The 24,315-nt window shown below is 52.5% G+C and carries 13 protein-coding genes; 6 read left to right on the top strand and 7 right to left on the bottom strand.

What is annotated here, in order from left to right; all coding sequences use genetic code 11:
* Window positions 1–75: 75 nt before the first annotated feature.
* The 5 genes from hyoA to IB275_RS09870 all read left to right on the top strand — a co-directional run bounded on the left by hyoA (window position 76) and on the right by IB275_RS09870 (window position 8,143).
* Window positions 76–4,431, top strand: a complete 4,356-nt coding sequence (gene hyoA / locus IB275_RS09890) for an NACHT domain-containing antiphage protein HyoA (protein ID WP_225607908.1) — start codon at window positions 76–78, stop codon at window positions 4,429–4,431.
* 396 nt (window positions 4,432–4,827) lie between these two features.
* The gene (locus tag IB275_RS09885) at window positions 4,828–6,096 is read left to right on the top strand and encodes an AAA family ATPase (protein ID WP_192288864.1); all 1,269 of its coding nucleotides are present in this window, start codon (window positions 4,828–4,830) and stop codon (window positions 6,094–6,096) included.
* Window positions 6,093–6,896 (top strand): HNH endonuclease, encoded by an 804-nt coding sequence (locus tag IB275_RS09880; protein WP_192288865.1) that lies wholly within the window; start codon window positions 6,093–6,095, stop codon window positions 6,894–6,896. The genes IB275_RS09885 and IB275_RS09880 overlap by 4 nt, the downstream gene beginning before the upstream one ends.
* A gap of 93 nt (window positions 6,897–6,989) precedes the next feature.
* On the top strand, window positions 6,990–7,283 hold the full coding sequence (locus IB275_RS09875) for a transposase (protein WP_192288867.1): 294 nt from the start codon (window positions 6,990–6,992) through the stop codon (window positions 7,281–7,283).
* A complete protein-coding gene (locus IB275_RS09870) occupies window positions 7,280–8,143 on the top strand; it encodes an IS3 family transposase (RefSeq protein ID WP_192288869.1) in 864 nt (287 codons plus the stop codon). Before IB275_RS09875 ends, IB275_RS09870 begins: the two co-directional genes overlap by 4 nt.
* Window positions 8,144–8,397: 254 nt before the next feature.
* On the opposite strand, the gene IB275_RS09865 is transcribed toward IB275_RS09870, so the two are convergent.
* The gene (locus IB275_RS09865) at window positions 8,398–8,736 is read right to left on the bottom strand and encodes a hypothetical protein (RefSeq protein WP_192319279.1); all 339 of its coding nucleotides are present in this window, start codon (window positions 8,734–8,736) and stop codon (window positions 8,398–8,400) included.
* A 99-nt stretch (window positions 8,737–8,835) separates the two neighbouring features.
* Here IB275_RS09865 and IB275_RS09860 point away from each other — a divergent pair.
* Window positions 8,836–9,986, top strand: a protein-coding gene (locus tag IB275_RS09860; protein WP_192319282.1) for an IS3 family transposase whose coding sequence is annotated in 2 segments (ribosomal slippage) — window positions 8,836–9,073 and window positions 9,073–9,986 — 1,152 coding nt in all. Because the reading frame shifts where the segments join, the coding sequence is not laid out codon by codon here.
* A 293-nt stretch (window positions 9,987–10,279) separates the two neighbouring features.
* Here IB275_RS09860 and IB275_RS09855 read toward each other — a convergent pair.
* From IB275_RS09855 to IB275_RS09830, 6 genes are all read right to left on the bottom strand, one after another.
* Window positions 10,280–11,785, bottom strand: a complete 1,506-nt coding sequence (locus IB275_RS09855; RefSeq protein ID WP_192288873.1) for an AAA family ATPase — start codon at window positions 11,783–11,785, stop codon at window positions 10,280–10,282.
* Between the two features lie 128 nt (window positions 11,786–11,913).
* A complete protein-coding gene (locus IB275_RS09850) occupies window positions 11,914–17,040 on the bottom strand; it encodes a RecQ family ATP-dependent DNA helicase (RefSeq protein WP_192288875.1) in 5,127 nt (1,708 codons plus the stop codon).
* A 114-nt stretch (window positions 17,041–17,154) separates the two neighbouring features.
* On the bottom strand, window positions 17,155–17,979 hold the full coding sequence (locus tag IB275_RS09845) for an NYN domain-containing protein (RefSeq protein WP_192288877.1): 825 nt from the start codon (window positions 17,977–17,979) through the stop codon (window positions 17,155–17,157).
* 977 nt (window positions 17,980–18,956) lie between these two features.
* Window positions 18,957–20,180: a phosphorylase family protein gene (locus IB275_RS09840; protein WP_192288879.1), complete on the bottom strand. Its 1,224-nt coding sequence runs from the start codon at window positions 20,178–20,180 to the stop codon at window positions 18,957–18,959.
* Window positions 20,177–20,656, bottom strand: a complete 480-nt coding sequence (locus IB275_RS09835) for a DNA-binding transcriptional response regulator (RefSeq protein ID WP_192288881.1) — start codon at window positions 20,654–20,656, stop codon at window positions 20,177–20,179. The genes IB275_RS09840 and IB275_RS09835 overlap by 4 nt, the downstream gene beginning before the upstream one ends.
* Window positions 20,637–24,218, bottom strand: coding sequence for a hypothetical protein (locus tag IB275_RS09830; RefSeq protein ID WP_192288883.1), 3,582 nt, complete (start codon window positions 24,216–24,218; stop codon window positions 20,637–20,639). Before IB275_RS09830 ends, IB275_RS09835 begins: the two co-directional genes overlap by 20 nt.
* Window positions 24,219–24,315: the final 97 nt, after the last annotated feature.

Below are 24,315 nucleotides of genomic sequence, written 5' to 3'. Positions count from 1 at the left end.
CCATCTGTAGGATTCCTTTGCATAATCGTGCATGAAATTACCGACATGGCTTCCTTCTGAAAAAGACCTCCCTCTATGGCGCCAGTGAAATCATCTAGCAAGCTAGAACTCCGCATTCAGCGCACCTTCCGGGATCTTTCTCAAAAGGACGTCGCCGATCATGAGCAGGCATTGATACTGACCCGGATGGGCTGGGCAGGCGCTATCGGTTGGGACAAATTACTCGAATCGCTGCGTGTTCTTATCATTTCGGAAGCCGGTGCAGGAAAAACCTATGAGTGCCGAGCCCAACAACAAGCTCTGTGGAATCTAGGTGACCCTGCCTTCTACCTCGAATTGGCTCAGCTTTCGACACAGAACCTGCGGGACTTACTTTCAGCAGATGAGGAGACAAGACTAGACAAATGGCTAGCAGCCCAGTCCGATATCGCTACCTTTTTTCTCGATTCGATTGATGAGCTCAAGCTAACCCTTGGCTCCTTTGAGGCCGCCCTCAAACGCTTGAGCAAAGCTATTGCCGGCCAGCTCAGCCGCGTAAGAATTATCATAACGACGCGCCCGATCGCTGTTGATCAGCAACTCATTCAACAGCATTTGCCAGTACCAGAACCACTTGAGCTAATCGCAAGTGGAGACTCCTTTGCCGACATCGCAATGGGCCGTCAGAGAAAGAGCTCTGGACAGCGAGAGAAGGAAGCAGCGCCCGTCTGGCGCAACGTAGCCTTAATGCCCTTGTCCGACGAGCAAATCCGGGAGATGGCAACAATTGAAGGTATCGACGATGCCGACGCGCTGCTCTCTGATATTCGTACACGCAACGCGGAAGATTTCGCACGCCGTCCCCAGGACCTCATAGAGCTTTGTGCAGACTGGCGTGAACATCGTCGAGTTCGTACTCACTACGATCAGGTGGCAAACAATATTCGTGTCAAGCTAAAGCCGCGTACCGACAGGCAGGAACCTGCCCAGTTGTCGTCCGACAAGGCATTTGAGGGAGCAAGTCGTCTAGCACTCGCCTCCCTGCTGACCCGCAAACTGACTATTCGGCTCAGCGTGGAGGCCGACCGGAATGGTGAGCCGGGAACTGTCCTCGATCCAGCGTTAGTACTGCATGATTGGACGCCCAAGGAGCGCGAAACCTTACTTGAGCGTGCCTTGTTTGGGTTCGCGAGTTATGGCCGTATTCGGTTCCATCATCGCTCAGTCATCGAATTCCTCGCCGCGCAATGCCTGAAGGATCGATTGGGGCAAGGGATGCCGATCAAGGCGGTGAAGCGGTTGCTGTTTGCCGAGCTTCCGCAGGGTGGCAGAGTAATGCGACCAACGATGCGTCCGGTTGCGGCCTGGCTGGCAGCATCGCAGACAAGCATTTTTGCAGAAATTCGTGACCATGAACCCGAAGTGTTGCTTGACCATGCAGACCCAGAATCGCTTCCGCTCCCGCAACGCGTCGACGCGTTGCAGTTCTACGTGCAGCGTTATGGCCAAGGTGGATGGCGTGGGCTACATGTCCCCCGGGTTCAGGTGTACCGCTTCGCGTCGCAGGATCTGGAAGGCCACGTACAGAACTTGTGGCAGACAGGTATTGAGAATCATGAAGTTCGCGGGCTGTTACTCCAACTAATCGGCGCAGGACAGATGTCCACATGTGCAGATATTGCTCATCGCGTTGCGATCGATATGACAGCAAAACACAGAGAGCGCCTTGATGCGATTGAGGCGCTGGTCGAACTCAACGATCAGCGGCTCGAGCCACTGACAATGGCGATGGCGGACACACCGGCACTCTGGCCAGATACTCTTGTGCGTGGCGCCATCATCCGACTATTCCCTCACCACATAGCACCTGATCAGTTCTGCGGGATCCTGAAGCGTATCCAGGAAACGGAAAACACAATCGACGAGCTTAGATGGATGTTGCCTCGCAACATTATCGCTGAACCAAGGTTCGCTCCGGGGTACCTGGAAGCGCTGCGCTCGGGTTTGACGGACTTGATTACCAATGGCCTCGTCTGGAAGAAGGAATGGCCGCATCTCGTGAGTTGCTGTTCTCACCTTATTCCGATGTTGGCCGCAGTCTGCCTCAGACTGATTCATGGGCGCGAAATGGAAGCAGCTATCCTGCGCTCTACAGTAATAGCGCTGCGCCTCGAACACGAAAATCACGGCCGTGATGACCCTGTGCAGAGCCTACGCTCTGCGCTAGCCAATCTGTCGTCGCAACTGCGCGAGGCAATCTTCTGGGCCGACGATGCATTCAGCCAAAGCCTGCATCTAGAAGACGACCCTTGGCGACGGCTACACCAGGCATCGTTCAACGGCCCGCTCAATCTAAATGGCGCACAGGACGGCATTTGGGTACAGCGTACTCTTGCCGATATAGACCGTCCGCTTACTGAGCGGACTATGATGCTCTATGCCTCGCTGCATGGCATTAGGGATGACACCAGCGATCCAAGCAATCATATTGAAGGCCTCAAACAATTTGTGGCCGACCAACCAGAGTTGTTCAACCTGCTCGAGCGCCACCTCGCTCCACCATCTGTAGATCCCGAAACGGCAAAGCTTAACGCTAGGATCGAGCAGCAGCGCGTGGCCAGCGAAAAACGCGAAGCAAAGCGTCACAAAGACTGGGTGAAGTTCTGGCAAGAGGTTGCCGACCATCCCGAGACCGCCTTCAGCCCAGACCACGAAGGTAGCACCACCTGGAACCTTTGGCAGGTAATGCAACTCTCCGGCAACGAAAGCCGCTCGTCGGGCTGGGATCGCCGCTTTATCGAAAACTATTTCGGTAAAGAGATTGCCGATCAGTTACGCGTCAGCATGCGTTCGATCTGGCGCAACGATCGTCCAACACTTCGCTACGAGAGGCCTGCAGATAAAAGAGGAACATTTCTAATTCGTTGGCAACTCGGTCTGGCCGCAATTGCAGCTGAAGCTGAAGACCCCGGTTGGGCAAGCAAGCTATCCGTCGAAGAAGCCGAGCTTGCTGCGCGCTATGCGCCGATTGAGTCGAGCGGCTTTCCGACGTGGCTCGAAGCACTCGCCCGTGAGCATTCTGTATCAATCGAACGGACGCTCGGACCTGATCTTACTGCCGAACTTGAAGAGATCGCGGCGCCGCGCACATTTGCCATCATGCTTCAGAATGTTAGCCATGCGCCCGCCACGGTCGCACAGCTGTTCCTGCCTCGTCTGCGCGCCTGGCTAGATGCCCATACATGCAGTCTGCGCGGCAACGAGGACGAAGTGACTGCAGCCGGGCGGCTTGAGCGAGTACTCAAAATCCTCCTTGAGCATGCCGATGATGGAACAGCGAACCACGTATGCCTCAAAGCTGAAGACCAGCTGAAGGCCAGTACGCCGAATGCGTTTACACAGACGTGGCTGACGACGCTAATGCGATGCGATCCGGCCAAGGGTAGCGAAGCCCTCGAGCGCTTGTTGGCACCGTTTGAACCCGCAGCGACCGGTACTGCGATAGACATCTTCGGTACACTGCTCGGCGATCGCCACAACAGTCTGCGTGTTGACCTTACAAGACTCAGCTTTACCCCTCAGTTGCTCCTACGCCTTGCCAGGCTAGCTTATCGGTATGTACGCCCCTGCGACGATATCGTCCACGAAGGAGTCTTTTCACCAGGCTCCCGTGACGCGGCGCAGGAGGGAAGAAATGCAGTATTGAGCGCACTTCTCGGTGCCAGAGGGAGTGAAGCTTGGGCAGTCAAACTCGAAATGACTGCAGACCCCCTGTTTGCCCACTTCAGAGACCGGTTAGCAATGCTTGCCCGGGAGAAGGAGGCTGAAGGGGCCGACAATGCTGCTTTCACTGAGCTCGAACTAGATCAGTTCAGCCGCTACGGTGAACTGCCTCCGACGACTAGAGACGATATGTTTGCGGTGCTTGTCGACCGGCTCGATGATCTTGAAGACTTGCTACTTCAGGATGTCTCGCCACGTGAGGCGTGGGCCTTGATCAAAGATGAGAAAGTGATGCGCCGGGAAATCGCTCGTGCCTTGCAGCATGCGTCCAATCACGTCTACCAGGTCGATCAAGAGGCGGTCACCGCCGATGAGAAGGAGACGGATATCAGGCTGCGCTCATTATCGGGCCAGCAAAGCACAATTGAGCTCAAGCTTGGCGAAAATTGGTCAGGTCGGGAGCTGCGCGACACGATTAAATGCCAGCTTGTTACCAAGTACATGGCAGCTGAAAACAGTCGTTCAGGCTGCTTACTCGTTACGGTAGCTAGTGACCGGAAATGGGAGCATCCAGATACGACGGATAGACTTGATATCGACGGTCTAAAAACGATGCTCGCAGTTGAAGCCGAGCGAGTCGCTGATGAGATGAGTGATTGCATGCGACTTACGGTCAAAGTGCTCGACCTCAGACCTCGACTCTCATCGAGCCGAACGGGTAAACCATAGGTATCCTCGCAGCCGCTCCTGCAACAGGGTAGTCAAGGTGAAGCGCGCCTGAAGCACTAGGCAGAAGCAGGTCACGAGCTCAAATCCTACTACAGCAAAACCGCCCCATTGCGGCCTGCTGTGGAGGGCAGCGAACGGCCAAGAGCGGACTGTTTTGTGGTGGACCAGTTTCCCGCGTTGAGATTCGCAGTTGTCTAGGACATCCTGGGCCTATTCAGCCCTTCTCCGATAGGCCAGCCTCTCTCGCACCATCAAGCCGTTCACGTGAACTGCACTAGCTTGCTAAGCCGCCTTGCTTTCTGCTCTGCTTGTTCGCTGTCTGATAGAGTCTTTCGTTTTGAGTAACTGTCGGTGTCTGATGAGACCGGCTCTGACGCTCATCCTTGGGAGTGGTACATGTATCTGCGCAAACTGGATCTAACGGACTTCCGCGCCTTCTCTTCCTTGCGGTGGGAGCTCAACGAGGGAGAGGAGGCAGGCTGGCATGTGCTAATCGGCCCTAACGGGGCTGGCAAGTCCGGATTCCTGCGGGCTGCTGCTATCGCATTTACCGGCGATATCGAATTCACCGCCTCTCGCCGCACTACACGGGACTTCATTCGCAAAGCGGATGGCGTGGAGAAGGCGATAATTCAAGTAGAAGTCGCACCAACTATTGGTTGGGATAAGACCGGCCGGAAAGGCCCCATGTCACCAAAGCCAGTTAAAGGCTCCATAACGCTGCACAACGATGGATCGGTTAAATCCTCGCCTCCAAAAAACGTTAACTTTTGGGGGGAAGGTCTGGGCTGGTTCTCTGCAGCATTCGGCCCCATGCGACGCTTCACAGGCGGTAATCCCGAGAATGTTAGGCTCTTCACCGGATTTCCACGACTTGCCAGGCACCTAAGCATTTTCGATGAAGGCGTCGCCTTGACTGAAGCGCTCGAATGGCTGCAGAAGCTGAGGTTTAGGCAGCTTGAAAAAGCCTCTAGTGACAGTGCAGAGATTGGCCTGCTTGAGAAGATTCGGCAATTTGTGAATCAATCAGGATTCCTACCCCACGGAGCCAAGCTGACCGAGGTCACATCCGATGGCGTCAAGTTTGAGGACGGCAACGGTGTAGAAGTCCCCATTGTTGAAATGAGCGACGGTTACAGAGCAGTGCTATCGATGACCTTCGAACTCCTGCGCTTGATGGCCCTTCGTTATGATGAAAACACCCTTTTCTCAGACGACGCTTCCACAATCTTGGCCCCGGGCGTGGTCTTGATAGACGAGATCGATGCCCACCTTCACCCTTCGTGGCAGCGAGAGATCGGTCCATGGCTGACAAGACTGTTTCCGGCTATCCAATTCATTGTGACGACACACTCTCCCTACGTGTGTCAGACGGCGCTGAGGGGCTCGGTGTGGACTTTGCCCGCACCTGGCTCTGGAGAGACGGTGCGCCGGATCGCAGGCGAGCAGCTGACTCGCGTTCTGTATGGCGACGTGCTGCACGTCCTGAACAGTGACGCCTTTGGAGGGCTTCCAGGTCGATCCGAAGATGCCGTCCACATGCTGGATCGCCTGGCACAACTCAACCGCAAGCTTGATAAAGGCACACTTTCCGCACCTGAAGTATCTGAGCGTGCAGATCTGAAGCAAACCCTAGGGCCTGTCGTAGAAGGTGATGAGCAGTGATATCAATCACAGCAGCCGCCCTTGATAAGCGTGCGGTGGATCGCCTGCAGGGTCTTCAAGATGATGTAAACAATCTTCCCGACTATGCAGCTCAGGTGGACTATGCAAAGAGCAGCTGGAGCAAAAAGCCTTCCTCCTTGTTCGATGGCCTAAAACTAATATTGGCGGACATGTGCAGCGGCAATCGAAGGTGTGTCTACTGCGAAGATTCGTTTGCAGATGAAATTGAGCATATGCGGCCTAAGGATTTGTATCCAGAGCAGGCATACGTCTGGAGCAATTACGTCCTTGCTTGCGGTCCCTGCAATGGTCCGAAGAACAACCAGTTCGCCGTACTAACCGACCCGCTCGCATTGATTGATGTCACCCGGAAACGTAATGCACCAGTAATCCAACCGCTGGCTGGTCGACCCGCCCTCATCGATCCTAGAGTTGAAAGCCCTGTCGACTTCTTGTGGCTCGACTTTCGCACATGGCGCTATGTACCGAATTCAGACGACGAGACCTCTGAAATTTGGCTTCGCGCCGACTACACAATAAATGTATTAGGGCTCAACAAACGAGAGGCTCTCGTTCGAGGGCGCAAAAGTGCATTTTCTGGCTTCAGCTCAAGGCTGACTACTTGGCTGGAAAGGCGAGAGCACTGGAGCCCCGAAGAACAACAGGACTTTCTGGATGATTTCAGGGTAGAACGTTATCGAGGTGTTTGGGAGCGAATGAAGCTGTATCGGGATCAAGTACCTGCCCTTCATGATGTTGCACAGCTAATTCAGGCAGCACCAGAAGCTCTTCAGTGGTGAACCTAGTACTTCTGTGACTGAGGGTGGTCTGGTCTGTCCCGGGCTGAGTGGACACTGACTTAAGGTGGATAATGTCCACCGCAAGGAGTGTTCATGACCCAGACCCGACGACGTTTTCCCGAATCCTTCAAACGCGAGGCAGTAGACCAGGTACTTGCCGGCACGCCGCTTCGTCATGTAGCCGAGACGCTCGGCATCGCTGAAAGCCTGCTGGGCAAATGGAAGCGCCAGTACGAGCAGCAAGGTGACGATGCCTTTCCAGGCAACGGCAAGCAGCGTGGTGAGAGTGCGGAGTTGCGTCGTCTACGCCAGCAACTGGCTCAGGTCACCATGGAGCGCGATGTTTTAAAAAAGGCGCTCGCCATCCTCTCGCAGCCCGCGAAGTGAAGTTCCGCGCCATCGAGGCGTTGGCTGGTCGCTATCCCGTAGCGCCAATGTGCCGGCTGCTGCGGGTATCCCGCAGCGGCTTCTATGCCTGGCAGCAGCGGCCACCTTCGGCGAGAGAGATGGCGAATCGGCGTCTGAGCAAGGAGATCCGCACTATTCACCACGAGGTGAATGGAATCTATGGCCATCGCCGAATCAAGGCCGAGCTGGCGGCCATGGGGCATGCGTGTGGTCGACACCGGGTTGCTCGACCGATGCGCGAAGCCGGTCTGCGCGTTCGCTCGCGCAAGCGCTGGCGGCTGGTTTCCAGCAGTCGTCATGCTCTGCCGATTGCCCCGAACCACCTGGATCGCCAGTTCGCCTCGGATCGCGCCAATCGGCACTGGGTCTCGGAAATGACCTACGTGCGGACGGCCCAAGGCTGGCTGTATCTGGCAGTCGTGCTCGATCTCAATTCACGAGCCGTCGTCGGTTGGGCGATGCACCACCGCATGCAGCAGGCCTTGGTACACGCCGCGCTGGAGATGGCCATTGCACGCCGACAGCCGAAAGAAGTGCTGCTGCACTCGGATCGAGGCAGCCAATACTGCGCGTACGACTACCAGGCCTTACTTCGGCGACATCGAATCGTGCCCAGCCATTCACGTCCCGGGAACTGCTGGGACAACGCCGCGATGGAGAGCTTCTTGCGTTCGCTGAAGGCTGAGCGGGTGTACCTGACGCGCTATGCCAGCTACCACGAGGCGGAAACCGACCTGTTCGACTACATCCGCTTTTACAATCACCGTCGCCGCCACTCGACGCTGGGCTATCTCAGCCCGATGGAGTTTGAGCGGCGCTATGCGAGCAGTAACTCTTAACTACCTGTCAACAAGCTCCGGGGCAGACCACACCTTGCATGGTTTGATAGACATACCCAGCGGCGGGGACAGCCGATCTCTTGATATCCGTGCTCATATGAAAGCCTCAAATATCTCTAACATTTTATTTTCAATTGCATCAATCTCTCGCGAGAGCCATCTATCACATCATAGTATTATTAATATTTAGCACAGATCGGACAGATCACTCCGATGAGTGTAGATCAGCAAAAGCTGAAGAAAGCCCCCAAAAATCACCTCCCCCAAGCAATGTCATATAAATCGCGCTTCACAGCTCCCAGCCATTCATTTTTATAATTTGAACGGGAAAAGTCTAGTGCAACCTCTGGAGTCAAGACTAAAGGAAGCCCAGAGAAAACCTTATCATTCACCTCTTTTAAACGATCTTCGCTGTATATCAACAAAGACTCTACAAAACGATCTACTTCCAGCCTACAAACATCCAGGCGTTCCTTTACAAGAAAAGTCTCGAGTGAACGCTGCACTTTCTTGGAAAGCGAATGCGCAGATTTAACAGGCCTAATAGTTATTACAGGAGGTACAATTGACCCTGCCAATCCACGAACTTCCATGTACGACTCAAAATCCCAGTCATACTTTATAATCTCCTGAATCGCCCCTAGTTTCGTAGACACCTCCAAGCCTCATAATGAGGCCCATCAGGAGGTGCCATGAGCAACCAGCGTTACCCCGAAGAATTCAAAATCGAAGCGGTCAGACAAGTTACCGCGCGCGGCCTGCGTGTAGCGGATGTGGCGGAGCGTTTGGGTGTGTCGGTGCATAGCCTCTATGTCTGGATCAGGCGCTATAGCAAGCCCCAGGAACAGCGGCAGCAAGAAGGTGATCAGCAAGCCGAACTGCGTCGTTTGCGCGCCGAACTCAAGCGGGTGACCGAAGAGCGAGACATCCTAAAAAAGGCCGCCGCGTACTTTGCCAAGGAGTCCGGCTGAAGTACGCCTTCATCAGCAAGCTGTCGGTGGAGTACCCGGTTCGACGTCTCTGCCAGACCCTCAGGGTGCATCCCAGCGGTTACTACGCCTGGCTGGCCGAGCCGAAATCCGTACGCGCTAAGGAAGATCAGCGCCTGCTCGGATTGATCAAACATGCCTGGCTGGAAAGCGGTGGGGTCTACGGCTATCGCAAGATCCACGACGACCTGCGTGAGCTGGGAGAGTCCTGTGGCCGGCATCGCGTAGCCCGCCTGATGCGGGGGGAAGGGTTGCGCTCGCAGACCGGCTATCGTCGTCGGCCCGGCTACTACGGCGGCAAGCCCACGGTGGCTTCGCCCAACCGTCTGGAGCGGCAATTCACCGTCAGCGAGCCGAACAAGGTCTGGGTCACTGACATCACTTACATCCGCACTTATGAAGGCTGGTTGTACTTGGCGGTGGTGCTGGATCTGTTTTCGCGCCAGGTGATCGGCTGGTCGATGAAACCTCGGATGTGCAGCGACTTAGCTATCGATGCCTTATTGATGGCGGTTTGGCGACGCAAGCCCAAGCAGGAAGTGATGATCCACTCCGACCAGGGCAGCCAGTTCAGCAGCTCGGACTGGCAGAGTTTCCTCAAGGCCAACAATCTGATCAGCAGCATGAGCCGACGCGGTAACTGTCACGATAACGCCGTGGCAGAAAGCTTTTTCCAGTTGCTGAAGCGCGAACGCATCCGACGAAAAACCTATGCCACTCGCGAAGAAGCTCGCAGTGATGTGTTCGATTACATCGAGATGTTTTATAACCCCAAACGCCGGCACAGCAGCGCTATGCAGCTATCGCCAGTGGAGTTTGAGAAACGCTATTTCCAGAGCTTGGAAAGTGTCTAGGAAAGCCGGGGCGATTCATAGAGCCCTTGGCCGTGAAGCGCCCGTAATCCAAAACAAGGTGACAGTCTCGAATAAAATCGGCCTTTTCCTGCTTGCTAGATTTCCTTCTTATCAGCTCAACATCCTTTATAATCCCTCGCAATACGTCAGGTCGCCCCGCCCCTATCACCCCGGAATATTTCATTATAAAGTATTTGAATATTACACCTCGCGAAGAAATATGTTGTGAAACACCTGCCTGAAGATACTTGCAGTGTTCTTCTTCGACCTCCTTCCCCCAAATATCAGAAATATTAACTTGCATCCTGCCCTCCCACCACTCTAGAGCCTCGCCCCTGTAGCATCCTAGACATCTGCCGTTTAATAACAGGATCCCCAATCATGTCTATACGACGAACATCAACTTCAGATCCTCTAGAAATATCCTTAGCCAGCTCTCGAATAATTCGAGTCGCAAACAGCCCCATTGTTCCGGACTGCGCGACATGTCGGACTACCGCGTCCAATGGCGCGCCAAAAGAAGGCAAAATTACTGTATTTGAATCACCTTCGAGAAAATTCTCCACCCAGTCTTGCCCGCTCAAAATAGCAATATTCTCACTTGGAAAGTCAGACATCAAAAATGGAGAGTGAGACGTCATCACAACTTGAACTGACTTAAATCTCTGCTTTAGCCTCTGAACAACCCTATCCAGATAATCTACATACTTCTGCTGCCAACCTAGATGCAAGAACGCATCTCCCTCATCTATAAGCAGCAGCAGGCTAGACTTATCTCCTTCTTTGAGCAGCTCTTCACAAGCAATGTTAATACTGGAGAACTGATGAATAAGCGCTGCAGCACCTGAGCTTACCCCTCTTAATGAAATTTTAAAACTCTCAGCGAGCGACAGTGCATTCAGCTGATCTACTTGACGCTCATCCACCTCGTAAGCTCGTCTCGCCAAACCTGAATCATTTACAATATCAGCTATGAGATTCAGCTGAGAAAGCACTGCTTCAAATTTCTTCCTTGGAACAGTTGGACTTCCCTCCTTATAAGAACTCAGGGTAAAACCAAGCTTTTCCAGCAACTCTTTTTCGGCTCGCTCTGAAGGAGCACGCCCTGACCGTGCAGATTGATATGCCCTCAGTTTTAATGAGAACCCCTCATTCAAATTTCTGCGTAACCCTACGGCAAAATCTTTCCGTAACTCATCAAACTCGGCGGATATCGCCTTATACTCAGGCGATCTGTAGTACCCCTCTCGCCTACGCATCTCACTAACTCTTTCATGATATTCAGAATAACGCGCTCGCAATGGGGCAACCCATTGATCAATAACATTGTAGCGCGAGGACAGAGCACGCCCCATCAGCTCACTTACAACAGTTCCCGATAGCGCCGGAAGTTCAAGAACGCGGCGTGCATCCAAGCCAAAGTCATGCTCTAGGTCCTTTGCAACTTCGTAATACCTATCGGCCCGAAGGTGCTCCGATGCATAAGTTGGCTGAACCGCGCGGAGGCTACTTCCTTTTTTTGGAACGTCCACCTGAAAAGGCACTGGCGTATAATATATTACACACGTCTCGTCAAAATCAGTATCACAATCCCACTCGACCTTTATTTCCGCATCACCTCTTTTACCCTCCTGAAACAGTGAAGCTAACGATGCTAATGCTCGTGTTTTTCCTGCGCCATTTTGCCCTACAATAAGCGTCATAGAGTCAGAATTAAACAAGTTAGCACCGGAGGAATTAAGTATATCTGAACGCGCCAGACAAATCGTACGCCCTAAAAAATCAAACGACCTAATCATGATTACACACCATCAACACATGGACCAACCATAACAACAAGATCCTCATTATATATACACCACCAAACAACCTTAGCGAGGAACATATTTCAAACCCCCGACAGACACGCCCCTTAAACCATCCGTACTTATACAACCTTTAAACCAAGTATATTAGGTACAATCAGCTCCCACTGAACGGCGCGATGAGTAGACCTATAACTCACGTCACAACTATCCGAACGGCGCACCAGCACAGCTGCCACCACGCAACTTTCTAATTCAAGGGGAAGCTGAAACGATTTGGCGGTGCGGCCTACGACTTCACCCTTGTAGTCGAGAATCAGATAGCGACCGTCGCTGGGTTTGAGCTGGAGCTGATCGCCAGGCTTGAGGTTGGCGAGCGCTCTGTGAATGCTTGCTTCCGCTGGCTGACGTCCGGCGAAATCGAGATCTATGTCCTTGAGCGAGAGCTGCAGATAGCGCTTTTCAAGCGCCGGCAGCGGTTCGCTGTGGAAGACTTTGCTTGTCGTTGAGCTGTTCAGGTGCGAGCTGAAGGGATTGCCGGCAGCGAACTCGCATACGGTGAGGGTTTGCTCAGCCCGGGTCATACCTACGTAGTAGAGCCTGCGCTCATCGCTGAGCGTGTCAGGGCGATTGCTCCATCCGCCGTCGAGGAGAACGACGTGCCGGAACTCCAAGCCTTTGGCCGAGTGCACGGTGCCCAGGTAGAGACCTTGAGCAGGCTGCTGTCGCAGTTCGCGAGCGTAGTCGTACAGCCAGTCGACAACCGCTTGGCTCCCCAGCTCGCAATCTCCTAGTTCGGCCAGCAACTCAGCAAAGGCCAGACTCATGAAGGTGTGCCATTCAGGCTGTAAGGACGTCTGATCGAGTCGACGCCACCAGTGCGCCGGTGACAATGACTCGCCGGAGGCACGCAGGTATTCAATTACTGCAACAAATCCGCGCTGTGCAGTGATTGGCAGTACGCCATCTTTATCTGCAGCCAGGTAGTACGGCACCCCGTGTTGTTCGCACCATGCTTGAATCGGCCAGAGGTATTGGTGGTTGCGAGCAAGTACGGCACAACCCTGCCATTCACCGGACTCGACGCCGATCAAACGCTGTAGCTCTGCGGTTGCAGCCTGAGCTTGGAGGTTGCTGTACGTAGATTCGTCGCCACCGATGAGTAGGCGGAGGACCTGCCCTCTCCGCTGGGGATCTTTCTCCTCCCAAAGACCGCCACGGGGATTCTCAGTCCGTTTCACGTCAATCTTGATCGGGTGCTGGCTCTTGAGGCGCTGGGGGTTTCGCTCAATCACCTGGTTGGCGGCTTCGATGATGTTGCGGCTCGAGCGGTAGTTATCGACGAGGTAACTGCTAGACGCTGAGTAGTCTTCTCGGAATTGCTCGATGAAGCGATTGCTGGTGTCGCGCCAAGCATAGATATTCTGGTCATCGTCACCTACAGCCAGGATGCAAAGCCGGCCCTCCTCCTCTGCCTTGCGGCCGGCCAACGCGCTAATCAGCCGGTACTGGACATCGTCAATGTCCTGATACTCATCCACCAAAATGTAGCGGTAGCCACGTAGCAGCTGCTCACGCAGGTCGTCTTCACCTTCGACCTGGCGTTTACCTTCCAGGAGCTCCACTGCGTCCGAGAGTACGAGTGATAGGCGCCCTTCTTCCACGGTTTCACCACGCTCGAAGCGAGTGCCGGTGAGTCGCATGGCCATGCGGTGGTAGGTCATGACGTTCACGCCATACGCATCAGCGCCAACCAGCCGGAGTAGGCGCTGCTTAATCTCATTCGCTGCGTGGCGGTTGAACGTGAGCGCGACAATGCATCGAGCTGGTACCCGCCGTACCCGCAGGAGATAGGCAATACGGTGCACGATCACCCGGGTCTTTCCGGAGCCTGGGCCTGCAAGCACGAGGCGGTTCTGGTCTTCGTTGTCTTCGACGATGACGCGCTGTGCAACGCTCAGATTCTCAACGATCGCCCGCCAAGACTCTTCGCTGGTGGCGAGTTTTAGGACCTCTTCGCGACCAGCGAAGTAGCGTTCAATGAACTCGTCTTTGGGATCGTTGAAGTAGTGCATCACCAGGCGCAGCGCTGCAGCCATTTCTTCACAGGCGACTTCAGCGTACTCACGCATTACGTGCACCTGAATGCGCTTCTCTCGGTAGTGCTCATCGAGTTTCAGGTAGTCATCCTTGAGATAGCCCGATTTCTTCTCAGGGTTGATTTCTACAGTCATCGCCCGGCGCATGACTGTCATACCGTGGTTCAGCGTGAGGACTTCCTGCTTGTGCATGTAGAGCAGCACATGCTCTACGGCACGACGACGCTCGGACTCGGGAATACGGGCACGGAGCTCCAGGTCTTGATCGATGAGAGTAGCCAGCTCGCCAAAGGTGGTGTCGACGAGCAAGTCTTTACTTCGCTCGCCGGGCGCTAGCTTTCCGAGTATGAACTTCAGCATCACACCGGCCAAAGCGCGCCGCTTTTCGCCCAGCTTTTGAATGCCGCGCCACGTATGGCCACCTCGGATACGAAGCTTGAGGTAGTCCTGATTGATCTGGCGGATCTCGAAGCTGCTTCGTTGCTGACTATCATCGTCACGATCCTGAGCCAAGCTTCGCAGCAAGCGCAGGACATGCAGAGGAATAAGCTGGGCGTCGCCAGTGGCAGTTTTCAGTGCCGCGGTTAGTGGTGCCAGATGAAGGTCCTGCCAACCACCCTGCTCTGCATCAGGTGCCATTTCCTGCAGCTGGTCAATCAACGCAGACTCCAGCTCTAGGGTCGCCACAAGTCGCTGATTTGAAGCTCCTACAACGCCATGGCGAACGTAGAGGGTCAGCTTGGAGTCGTTGACCAACAGACCTAGATCTTCCATCTGCCGCAACGTGGCGGCCACTTCTTCAGATGTCGAGCTGGTGAGAGCCATCAAAGCATCGGTGTCGATTCGCTGATCGGCACTGGCTCCGTACAGGTAGTCCAGTATGGCTTTGAACTCCTCGAGCCGTCGGGGCGGGAGCTGAGCAGTGGCGAGTCGCTTATCTGCGTCCTCCTTTTTCAGCTTCAGGCTGGCTGGGAAGATCTGCGTTTGGTTTTCCTCGCGCTTGAGGAACTGACCTCGCTCCAACCAAGCCACTGCAGTCACCACTTTGGTTTCCGCGTCACGCTCACCTGCTTCAAAGCTGGTATCAACCTGCTCATCCATGAGGACTTCGCCAGCAGTGATTACGAGCTTTCCGCCCTTGCGACGTTTGTACTCCTTCCGGAGCTTGTGCAGGATTTGTTGGATGTCCCGCAAGGTGAGCTTCGAGCCCTCACACATACCGAACTGGGTCTCGATATCCTGCGCGTCGTAGAGCAAGACACATCGTGCCTGCCCTTGATCACGACCAGCACGCCCAGCCTCCTGGAGGTAGTTCTCGAGCGAGCCCGGGATGTCTGCGTGTACGACTAGGCGGATGTCGGCCTTATCCACCCCCATACCGAAGGCGTTTGTGGCGACGATGACGCGAAGGCTGCTGGCTTTGAACTCGTCCTGGATGTCCTTCTTCTCATGGGGCTCTAAGCCAGCATGGAAGTGCTTGCACGACCAGGACTGCCCTATGAGGAAGTCAGAGAGCTCCTCGGCACCTTTTCGGCTGGAAACGAACACAACCGCCCCTCCGTCCTGGCCATTCAGTTCGTCCTGGAGCATCTGATGGGTGCGGCGCCATTTCTCCGCGCGCGTGCACGGAAAGACTTCGAATGAGAGGTTGGTGCGCTCATGGGTGCCCAAGAAGGACTTGAACTCAATGCCCAACTGCTCCCGGAAGTGCTGACAGATGTCTTCAATCACATCGGGCTTTGCAGTCGCGGTGAAGCAACCAATAGCCGCAAGCGGACCGTCATCCGTGAACTCTTTGATGAATCGGGAAACGTATTGGTAGTCAGGGCGGAAGTCGTTACCCCACTTCGAAAGGCAGTGAGCCTCATCGAAAATCCATGCACCGATCTGTCGTTGGGCGATGGCTCGCCGGAAGGCTTTGTTGCGGAACTGTTCTGGGGAGACGAGCAATATCCCGACGTCACCAAGCTGGACTTTTTCCAGAACGTCGGCGCGTTCGGGCATTGTCAGGAGGCCGTTTAGCGTTGCTGCGCATTGGACGTTTCGAGCCAGTAGTCCGTCGACCTGGTCCTTCATCAGGGACTGAAGCGGGGAAATGATGATGGTCAGGCTACCGTTGCGGTGGAATCGGTTCAGGGCTGGCAATTGGTAGCACAGGGACTTGCCACCACCGGTCGCCAAGATAGCCAGCACGTGCTCGCTACGCATGCCTGCTAGCACCACGTCGTGCTGCAAGGTTCGGCCATCTGGCTCCCGGCGGAAATCATCGAATCCAAAGTATCGTTTGAGCTCGTGCCGCGGATCGTGAGTCGTGTGGCAGTAGTCGCAGTCGGATTGGCCGCAAGGGGTATCTCGTAGCTCGGCGATCAGTCGCCCTACATCTGGGAACTGGTGCCGCACCCAGGGCGCAAGCACGGAGTTGCCGCCAGAGACACGCAGCCAAGCTAAGGCGTATGCCAGTGGAAGGTGTAGGTCGGAATCGAGGAGGTCGACGTCGAGGAGCTGGGAGAGGCGGGTTGAGCAGACCTTCAGGGCCCGGCTCAATGTGGGGTCATTCTCTTGGAGCAGCTCAACGAGTCGTCCGCGGAGCTTGGGCACATCCAGCGGTAGCTGTCCGGTCAAACTGTAGAAGAAGTGCCCCAGGTCGGCGTCCATCGAGGGAGCGAGCAGAGCCTGGTAGCAGAGCAACTCTGCCTGCCGTGACGTGTTGAGCTGAGCAAATGCAGCTTGTTGGTCTTTGAACAGAGTCAGCGTCGCGCGGCAGTCCGACAGCGGTGAGTTGAGGCTATCGCGAATGAGTTTGTAGTCTTTGACGAGCCGGTGATAGGGGTTTTGCGGGAACGCCAACGGTGACAACCGTAGGGTGTCGATCACAGGTAGCTGGTGAAGTTTGAGCTGTGGTGCCTGCTGCCGAAGGATCGCTAGGTCATGCTCAATGACGTTGTGTCCGAGCACAAAGCTGGCCCCGCTTCCCATCGTATCGAGCCGGCCCAGCGTCTCGCTAAGATTGCCGGCGATCGTTACCTCGAGCACGTCTTCAGTGTCTGGACGCAGAGCACCAACCATTAAAATGCGGTCAGGCTTCTCTCCCTTTCCGGGGGCGACCTCCAGGTCAAAGATCAGGCTCTTGGGTTGAGGTGATAAAGCCATCCGAACGGCAATCCTTGCTTCTGACTACGGGGGCCTCTGCACTGTAACGGCAACAGCTGCAAAGTCGATAGATGCGTTAGGTCGCGGGTGCTAAACCTGGCATCCCAATTACGGCTAGCCTGCGGAGCTTTCAGCGACCAAATCGCCAGACAGCTCATCCTTTGCGGCAAGTGACACGGATCGATGACCACCAGGCTCCTGGATCACGCACAGGAGGTCATAGGTCTTGATCATGTCGAGCAAGCCAGAGTGACCGTATGTCTTGGGGGAAAAGGCTGGATCAGTTCGTTTGAGGTACTGACCCAAAGCGCCCATGGCGACCTTCCCTTCGCTGGTATCGCTGGCAAGCAGTGAAACCGCATCAACGACGAACCGAGGCCGGCGCTTCACGGGCGATTTCACCGGCTCCTGCTTTGCGGGATCGGTCTTGGTGCAGACATCGGTTTTGGCAGCGGCCTTACCGGCGACGTCAGCGTTCGGCTCCGCAACAGGCTCAAGGGGACGTACCCACTCGAAAAACTGGTCGCTGGCATTTCGCAAAGCGTCTGGCGTCTTGGGCTCACCAACGATGCAAACCGTGGCTCCACGCTCCCTGAGCTTGCGACAGAGATAGGCGAAGTCGGAGTCGCTGGTGACGAGGCAGAAGGTGTCAGCTCGGCTGTCGAACAGCGCCTCGAGCGCATCCAACGCCAGGGCGATATCTGCGGTGTTCTTTCCGGCGGCGTACTGGTACTGCAGACACGGAGTGAAAGCCTGGCGTACCAAGGCTTCCTGCCAGCGATGGCTTAGCGTTGCGTGGTTTCCATATCCGCGGCGTAAGACGACGCGTCCGAATTGCGCTACTACACGCAGCGCATGCTCCAAGATGTCTGGGGAAACGTTGTCGCAGTCGACCAGTACGGCGACGCGTGTTTCGTGCGTCGAGTGGCTTGAGCTCATCCTTGTCCTCCTTCGCCAGCACCTGAAACGAGCTAGCGGTCTTTCTTATTTTGTTCGTTACCAACTACCACTTACCTGATCCGGCGCAAATCAGCAGCCAAGACTTAAGTCGTAACCCACGCCCAATGGCTACGCTCGGTGGCGGAATTTGTAGTCGATGACTCCCTCGGCGAGATTGCCAACCGAATGACTACAAAGTGCGAGGCATATGCACAGCCATCCGCAAAGCAGCGCGGTCTGAAGGTGCCCTGCCGGTGCGAGAAACGTGGCACCGAGCATAACTAGGCACATAGAAAAGAGACTGGCAGCCCAGTTTTTTAGCCCGCCCGAGAGATTCTCCAGTAACGCCGCGAGTGCTGGTCGAGTTGATTGGGATCTCTTGGAAGCTACCCAAAGCAATCCGAGCCAGATGATGGCCACGGTAAGCGTCGCCATAGATGCCCAACCAGGGAGGCCCGCAAGCCGCCACAGCCGTCTAGATACCTGGTCGGTACCCACCCCGCAATCCCCAACCCGACGATGAATCCTTTGAGCATCTAGCAGCCTACGAAAGCATCCAACTCGATCGACAACGATTTGCGCCTTACTGATTCGGCCGCAGGCTAGGTTGATGTTCGGCCTCGCTTGCTGGGAGCCTGTGCCCAACTCCATGGACTAGGAACTGCCTCATGATGGACTCCAGTATCCACACAAATAGCCCGGGCGAGGATCAGGTTCTCCGCCCGTCCACTCGCTCGATGAACACAGCAGCATATATTCGAATTGCAGTACCGTACTTCACGCCCGCGCAGGAGGCCCTCCAGGCGACTGACCGAGGTGCACAGATCGAGCTACTGGTGTGCCTTAGCTCCGCGACTAATTCCATGACACTCGCTCAAGCATTGTCGGTCACTGCCTGCAAAAGCCTACACCAGCCACTATGACACCCCGACTAAAATTCGAGCGCTGCCATCAAAAGGGATTTTTCCAACATAACCTTAAAACTCAGACGTGAATCTCTCAAAGAACTCCTGGACTACCCTGGCGCTGGTGAACGCTGCGTACTTCTGATATATATCATTCTTCTGATTGTCAGCATAATCACATACTGATTTCACAGCAAAAAAAGTAGGCCTAGGCTCTGGGGCACTATTCGCAGCACAATAAACACCATAAATCTCCATTTCGATGCCAAGCAACGTTCGCTGCTGCTTTTCAATAATATCTTTGACTATTGCATAGTCAGCAAGAACAGCAGACCCACATCCAACAGGGCCAGATAGAAGACGAAGTTCAGTTAAAGGCCTCTCCCCTCTCCACTCCTCTTTAATCTTGGTAAGAAGCCCAGGCTCTCGTGAAATCTGCAACATTCGAGACTCAACAGTTTCGCTGACATGGATTTGATGCGGCGCAATAAAAAATTGTGATTCATCGTCATTTGTAATTCGCTTGCCACACTGATAGTCCCAGCTTGGATTTGCTAAAATAACATCCCCATAACTTGTTTTATTGGGAACCCCAGCGCAAATCCCCGGCATAACGATGAATCTTGGCTTGCACAAAGAAATAAGCTTAGTAGCCAATATAGTAGCCGCCACCATACCCATTCTTAGACAATGAGCAGCAACGACAGAATAGGTCTTCCTCCCGGAAACAAAACTTCCTCTCCTAATAGAGGTACAGTGATCCAGCAGCTCCGGATCCCCCCACTTCCACGGCAAGTCCAAAACCGCTGTATATTCAGGACTATAAAGAGCAGTGATAACACATAGATCAACAGACTCTGCTTCTTCTTTCTTTCCTGCTTCAATGTTCAGCATATACCGAACACAATTAATAATACCACTCAACCAATCATCTGTTTTCTCATCATACCGATGGAAAACCATCGAGCTAAAAATCTGAAGGCTCTGAAATTGCGAAATATACTCTTCGTACGCAGAAAATCCGACAATCAATTTTGGCTGGAGTAGATCAGAGTCTTCACTTTGTAAATCATCGAGCAAATTCCTTACCACATCTAACGACGGATCACTTTCTAGAACATCTGGAAGGCAAAGATCCAGGACTACTAAGTCGTAAAGCTCTCCTCTAAGTTTCAAGCGAGCATCTGAAGCAGTTTCCGCAGTATGAATGTTTTCTCTGGGAATATCTAACGCAACCATACCTTTTATCAGAGGAAAAATCTTTGCTCGGTTATCATCAATGATCAGAATTTTCAAAACAACCCCTCAATATCCCCAATGCTTTCAAGTAACTGAGCCTGCCATTCGTCAGTGAAGGTATCATACTTAATTAGCTCAATGAATATCTCAGAGAATTCTAAGCAAAGCTCATCCCTCAGCTCTTTTATAGTGGATTCCTTGCCATGAGCCAATTCTTCATCACCATCGGCAATAAAGTGCTCATATGCGGTAACCACTATGACAGGCGTACGCACTTCATAGTTGATCATATCTCGCATAACCTCGACCCCACCGAACCCTTGTGGGCGACCGCCATGTTCGTCTTCACTCACGTCAAAAGTTGGCAGCGACATATCAAGAACAACAAGATCATATGGTATCTGATCAAGCCTCTTGAGAGCAGAGCGAACGGACTTGGCAACATGAATATCCGGTTCATCTAACCCACGCAAGAGACAAGATACTATTTTCTCAGCTTTAGGCCCCTCATCTTCAACAAGTAGCAACCTCATCACTCAACTCCGATGCATAAGGATTAAGATCGATACTTTCGACCCTTAACGCCAGATCCAAATCCAGAATGAAACATGATGGAGAATCAAAACCAAACTCAATTCTCCCCCCCGCCTCAGGCTGGACTATTGACGCAACCTTAAACAAACCACTACGACGATCCTGGGCCATTTTCTCCAAATATTCACCTGATTTTATATCTGCTCGCGTAGCCTCTATTAACTCAAGGCTCTTCTCATTATATGCTTCCGGCCCAGCCAAACTCTCAAATCTAAAATTAATCAAATCATGTTCTTCGTCCATTCGGGCAAAAATCTTTAATTTTGCACTTTCTCTACACCCGGAGTGATCGGAAATATTTCCAATAACGACGAGCAAGATATCAGCAATAACCACCAGCGCATCAGCACGTAGCTCGATTGTCTGAATAACTTCCTTTTCTATTTCGATCTTACAACTGCGATGCCTGGTCAAGGCAGACTGCACAGATATATCAACAACCTCTGTGAGAGTATATGCATACTTGCTTAATTCCCCCTGACGCTTATTAAACCAGTCAGCAGCCCGATCAATCAAATTCTGAAGTTCTATAGATGCATCATTCAGCGCGGTATTTAACTCATAGCACTGCCTGTCCCGTCCGAGCTGAGTGACCAACTCAGCCCGAAGATTGTCAAACAAAATAACGACCTTACTCTTATAATCTTTAGACAAAGCTTCTCTTACGCGAAACAGTGAGGGCTCGAGTCGTAGCCAGAACATTGCCATGCTGACCTCGATCCATGAGCCCAAGTCATACTTAGATGACTGCAATGCAGATCGTGCCACGTAAATCAGAGCTGGAAGCAATGGTAGATCAATCAATCCATGCGGATATTCAGGTCTCTTAATATGAAGCAGGGCGTCTTTCAGATGCGATGTTAAAGCATCGAACTTTGAACCAAAGTCCCTGAGAAGTCCAAGAGCAACCGCAACCTCAGTAGTAGAATATCCATGATTGCTTAAAATTTCTCTCCAATGAACATTTTCACGATACTTGCCGCCGAATATCTGGGTAATTAAAGAGTCCTTATCTAAGGCTCCTCGAAGATACCCAGCTATAGAGTTATGACGCACTCGTTTGCTAAGATAGCTGTTCAGCCCATGCGGCTTATCAAACAGGAACCTCTCACGAAGCTGCCAGAGCATCGATACTACTATATCGTCTGCCTCACTTTTCGGCGCATCTAGATAAGCCTTTGGTCCAGACTGAAGCATAAAGTCTTTAATCACATCGTCCAAGTCATCCGCGATGCCAACCCCTGCTTCCACTAGACCTCTATAACGCGAAAGGCTTTCCTGAAGCTCTGCATGCGCCCATCGTGAAATCCCCTCAATATCAACATGTATCCTGCTGCCATCTACGACTTTCAACCCCTCTCTAATTCGAAGGCTACTTGAGAGAGTTAGAATTTCCGATTCATATAACTCCGCACCCTCAGGATCAAGTTCCGACAGGACACCAAGGATTCGCAAACGCTCCTCATCTACAGCTTTTGTTCCCTCCAGGCACTTGCACATATCCAGGATTGCAGGCGCACAAAGATTCCGCATAAAGAAAACCACGTTCTCTTCGCCAAACCTATTAAGGTGTTCCGATAAGCTGGACGGTCTTTCCAAATCGTTGCTTCGAAGGAACGAATCTACCGCCGTACGACGAAGTGTTGCCAAGCCGTTATTCGGATCGTACTTGTATATTTGATGTAAAATTATTGGCAACGCTATTTCATCAGAATACTGGCGCAAGTCCGCCCACCGAGTACTCTTACTTATTAATGCAGAGAAAGGGAGTAGATCTGCGTAGCTCTTTCCAGAAGCGATCGCTTCTCCAAATATCCGAATAGCACTACGAATTTCCCCGAGTGAAATAAGCGCATCCACTTCAACAGACGAAAAGCGAGACTCAATAAGTTGATAATCATCGGAAATCCGCTGTTCATTCAGAGCGTCCACCAACAACTTATGATCAGATCGCTGAAACGCACCAGTTACTTTAGCACTTGCAACCGCTATCGCTGGCAACGCAGAGTTACCGACCGCACCAGATCTTCTAATATCAATAAAACTCCTCACAGCATGCGTTAGATCATCGTTACCACGATAAAGTAAACTCTCTATCACAGAGCCCAATGGCGCATCGAATGGGGAAAATTTCGAATTATTCAAAAGAAAATATAACTTACCCTTCTCGGATTTAAACGAGAGGGGATCATATGTTCTCCGGACTATATCCAAAAAGGCTTTGCATGACGGGAATATTTGAAAATTCCGCAAAGTCTTTTCAAGAAAGTCATATGACCTAGCAGAGTTAGAATTTTTCTCTATAACATCTGCAAGAAAACGTATATAATCGTGCTCAGGTCTTTTCTCCTTTATGCGCTTTGTTACTTGTTGCTTATGAGAGTACGAAATCGCCTCCGCAGCTATATATATCTGAAAAACATCTTTCGGAGACGATGTACGAAATTCTCGAGCCGCCGCTTTGATAGAGCTTTTATTCCTACCTGTTAACAGCATCCCTGCTGGCGAAACATTGCAAACATTTTCAATACCAGGCTGCCGATGACCATAAAGCATTTCAAGCTTAGCAATGCGCTCGTCATGTACACCGACTCTGAGAAGAGCCCCGTAGAGGATCCGAAGTAAGTCTTTGCTCTCATCAACCCCAACTAACTCTTGTACAATACTGACCAACCCTTCATAGCAGTCAATTATTGAATGATTCTGCTGAAACCTGATTATTGAACATATATCAGACTCATTTACCGGAACCTCATGGCATAACTTGAAGCGCAAATACTTTGCAGCATCCGGTTTTAAGGTAGACCTCGAAGCGATATATGAATTTAGATTCAAAGCAAATCGCTGCGTTGTCACAGCCATTTCATTTCGCATACTTATTCTATGTGAAAGAAAACGAATAAACCCCCTACCAGCCTCCCTTTTAATCTCTTCAAGTATTTTCTTTTGGCTTTCCAACCCCTTGAACGCCTGCTCAACTGACAGCCGGGCCTCAACTAACCATACTGACTGGCCTAGCTGTGTCGCCAGCTCGTCAAAAAGCTTATAAAGCTCTTGCAGGTTGCCTGACCAAAAATTTTCTTCAATTTTTCTTTTGTATTTGAGAAACTCCGAAATTGTTTCACTGGCCCTCTGCAACCTGTGAGACAACCAGAACGCTTCAGAAATTAGCGAAATTTCCTTTGTTTCACGTGTAAAGCTTAAGCTAGAAAGTGTGGGCTTAACTTCCTTGAACGACTGAGGAAGCAACTTATCCTGCTGGCTATCAGCCCATCCTAAGAACTCGTTATAATCATTGAAAGGGAGTTCCTGCCTGGCCAACAGGAGATTGACGTTCAATGATTGGGCAAAAGACGATTTCCGCAAAGAAAAATCGTAGCTATGAGATCCTCTAACATTATAAGTTGTCGCATTGCGAGCGGCAGCGATCACCCCTCTTAATTTAGCTTTTGCTTGATTGACAGGTTTCAGCTTATTTTTGTTTGGATCTCGCTTCGCCATGGGTCCATTCCGGGAAGAAGTAAACACGTAATTTTGTATTTAACTGCAGGTTAAATTCCGCAGCCTCAACTATCAGGCATAGAGTCATTTTGATATC

This window comes from Pseudomonas sp. PDM21, from assembly GCF_014852505.2.
Lineage (GTDB): Bacteria > Pseudomonadota > Gammaproteobacteria > Pseudomonadales > Pseudomonadaceae > Pseudomonas.
The sequence above is the reverse complement of the archived record's forward strand: the minus strand, read 5'-3'. Positions and strand labels throughout refer to the sequence as shown.

Bases quoted from the DNA above. Each gene is read 5' to 3' on its own strand.
- hyoA (WP_225607908.1), top strand. From the start codon at position 76: ATGGCGCCAGTGAAATCATCTAGCAAGCTAGAACTCCGCATTCAGCGC.
- IB275_RS09885 (WP_192288864.1), top strand. From the start codon at position 4,828: ATGTATCTGCGCAAACTGGATCTAACGGACTTCCGCGCCTTCTCTTCC.
- IB275_RS09875 (WP_192288867.1), top strand. From the start codon at position 6,990: ATGACCCAGACCCGACGACGTTTTCCCGAATCCTTCAAACGCGAGGCA.
- IB275_RS09865 (WP_192319279.1), bottom strand. From the start codon at position 8,736: ATGGAAGTTCGTGGATTGGCAGGGTCAATTGTACCTCCTGTAATAACT.
- IB275_RS09855 (WP_192288873.1), bottom strand. From the start codon at position 11,785: ATGATTAGGTCGTTTGATTTTTTAGGGCGTACGATTTGTCTGGCGCGT.
- IB275_RS09850 (WP_192288875.1), bottom strand. From the start codon at position 17,040: ATGGCTTTATCACCTCAACCCAAGAGCCTGATCTTTGACCTGGAGGTC.
- IB275_RS09845 (WP_192288877.1), bottom strand. From the start codon at position 17,979: ATGAGCTCAAGCCACTCGACGCACGAAACACGCGTCGCCGTACTGGTC.
- IB275_RS09835 (WP_192288881.1), bottom strand. From the start codon at position 20,656: ATGAGGTTGCTACTTGTTGAAGATGAGGGGCCTAAAGCTGAGAAAATA.
- IB275_RS09830 (WP_192288883.1), bottom strand. From the start codon at position 24,218: ATGGCGAAGCGAGATCCAAACAAAAATAAGCTGAAACCTGTCAATCAA.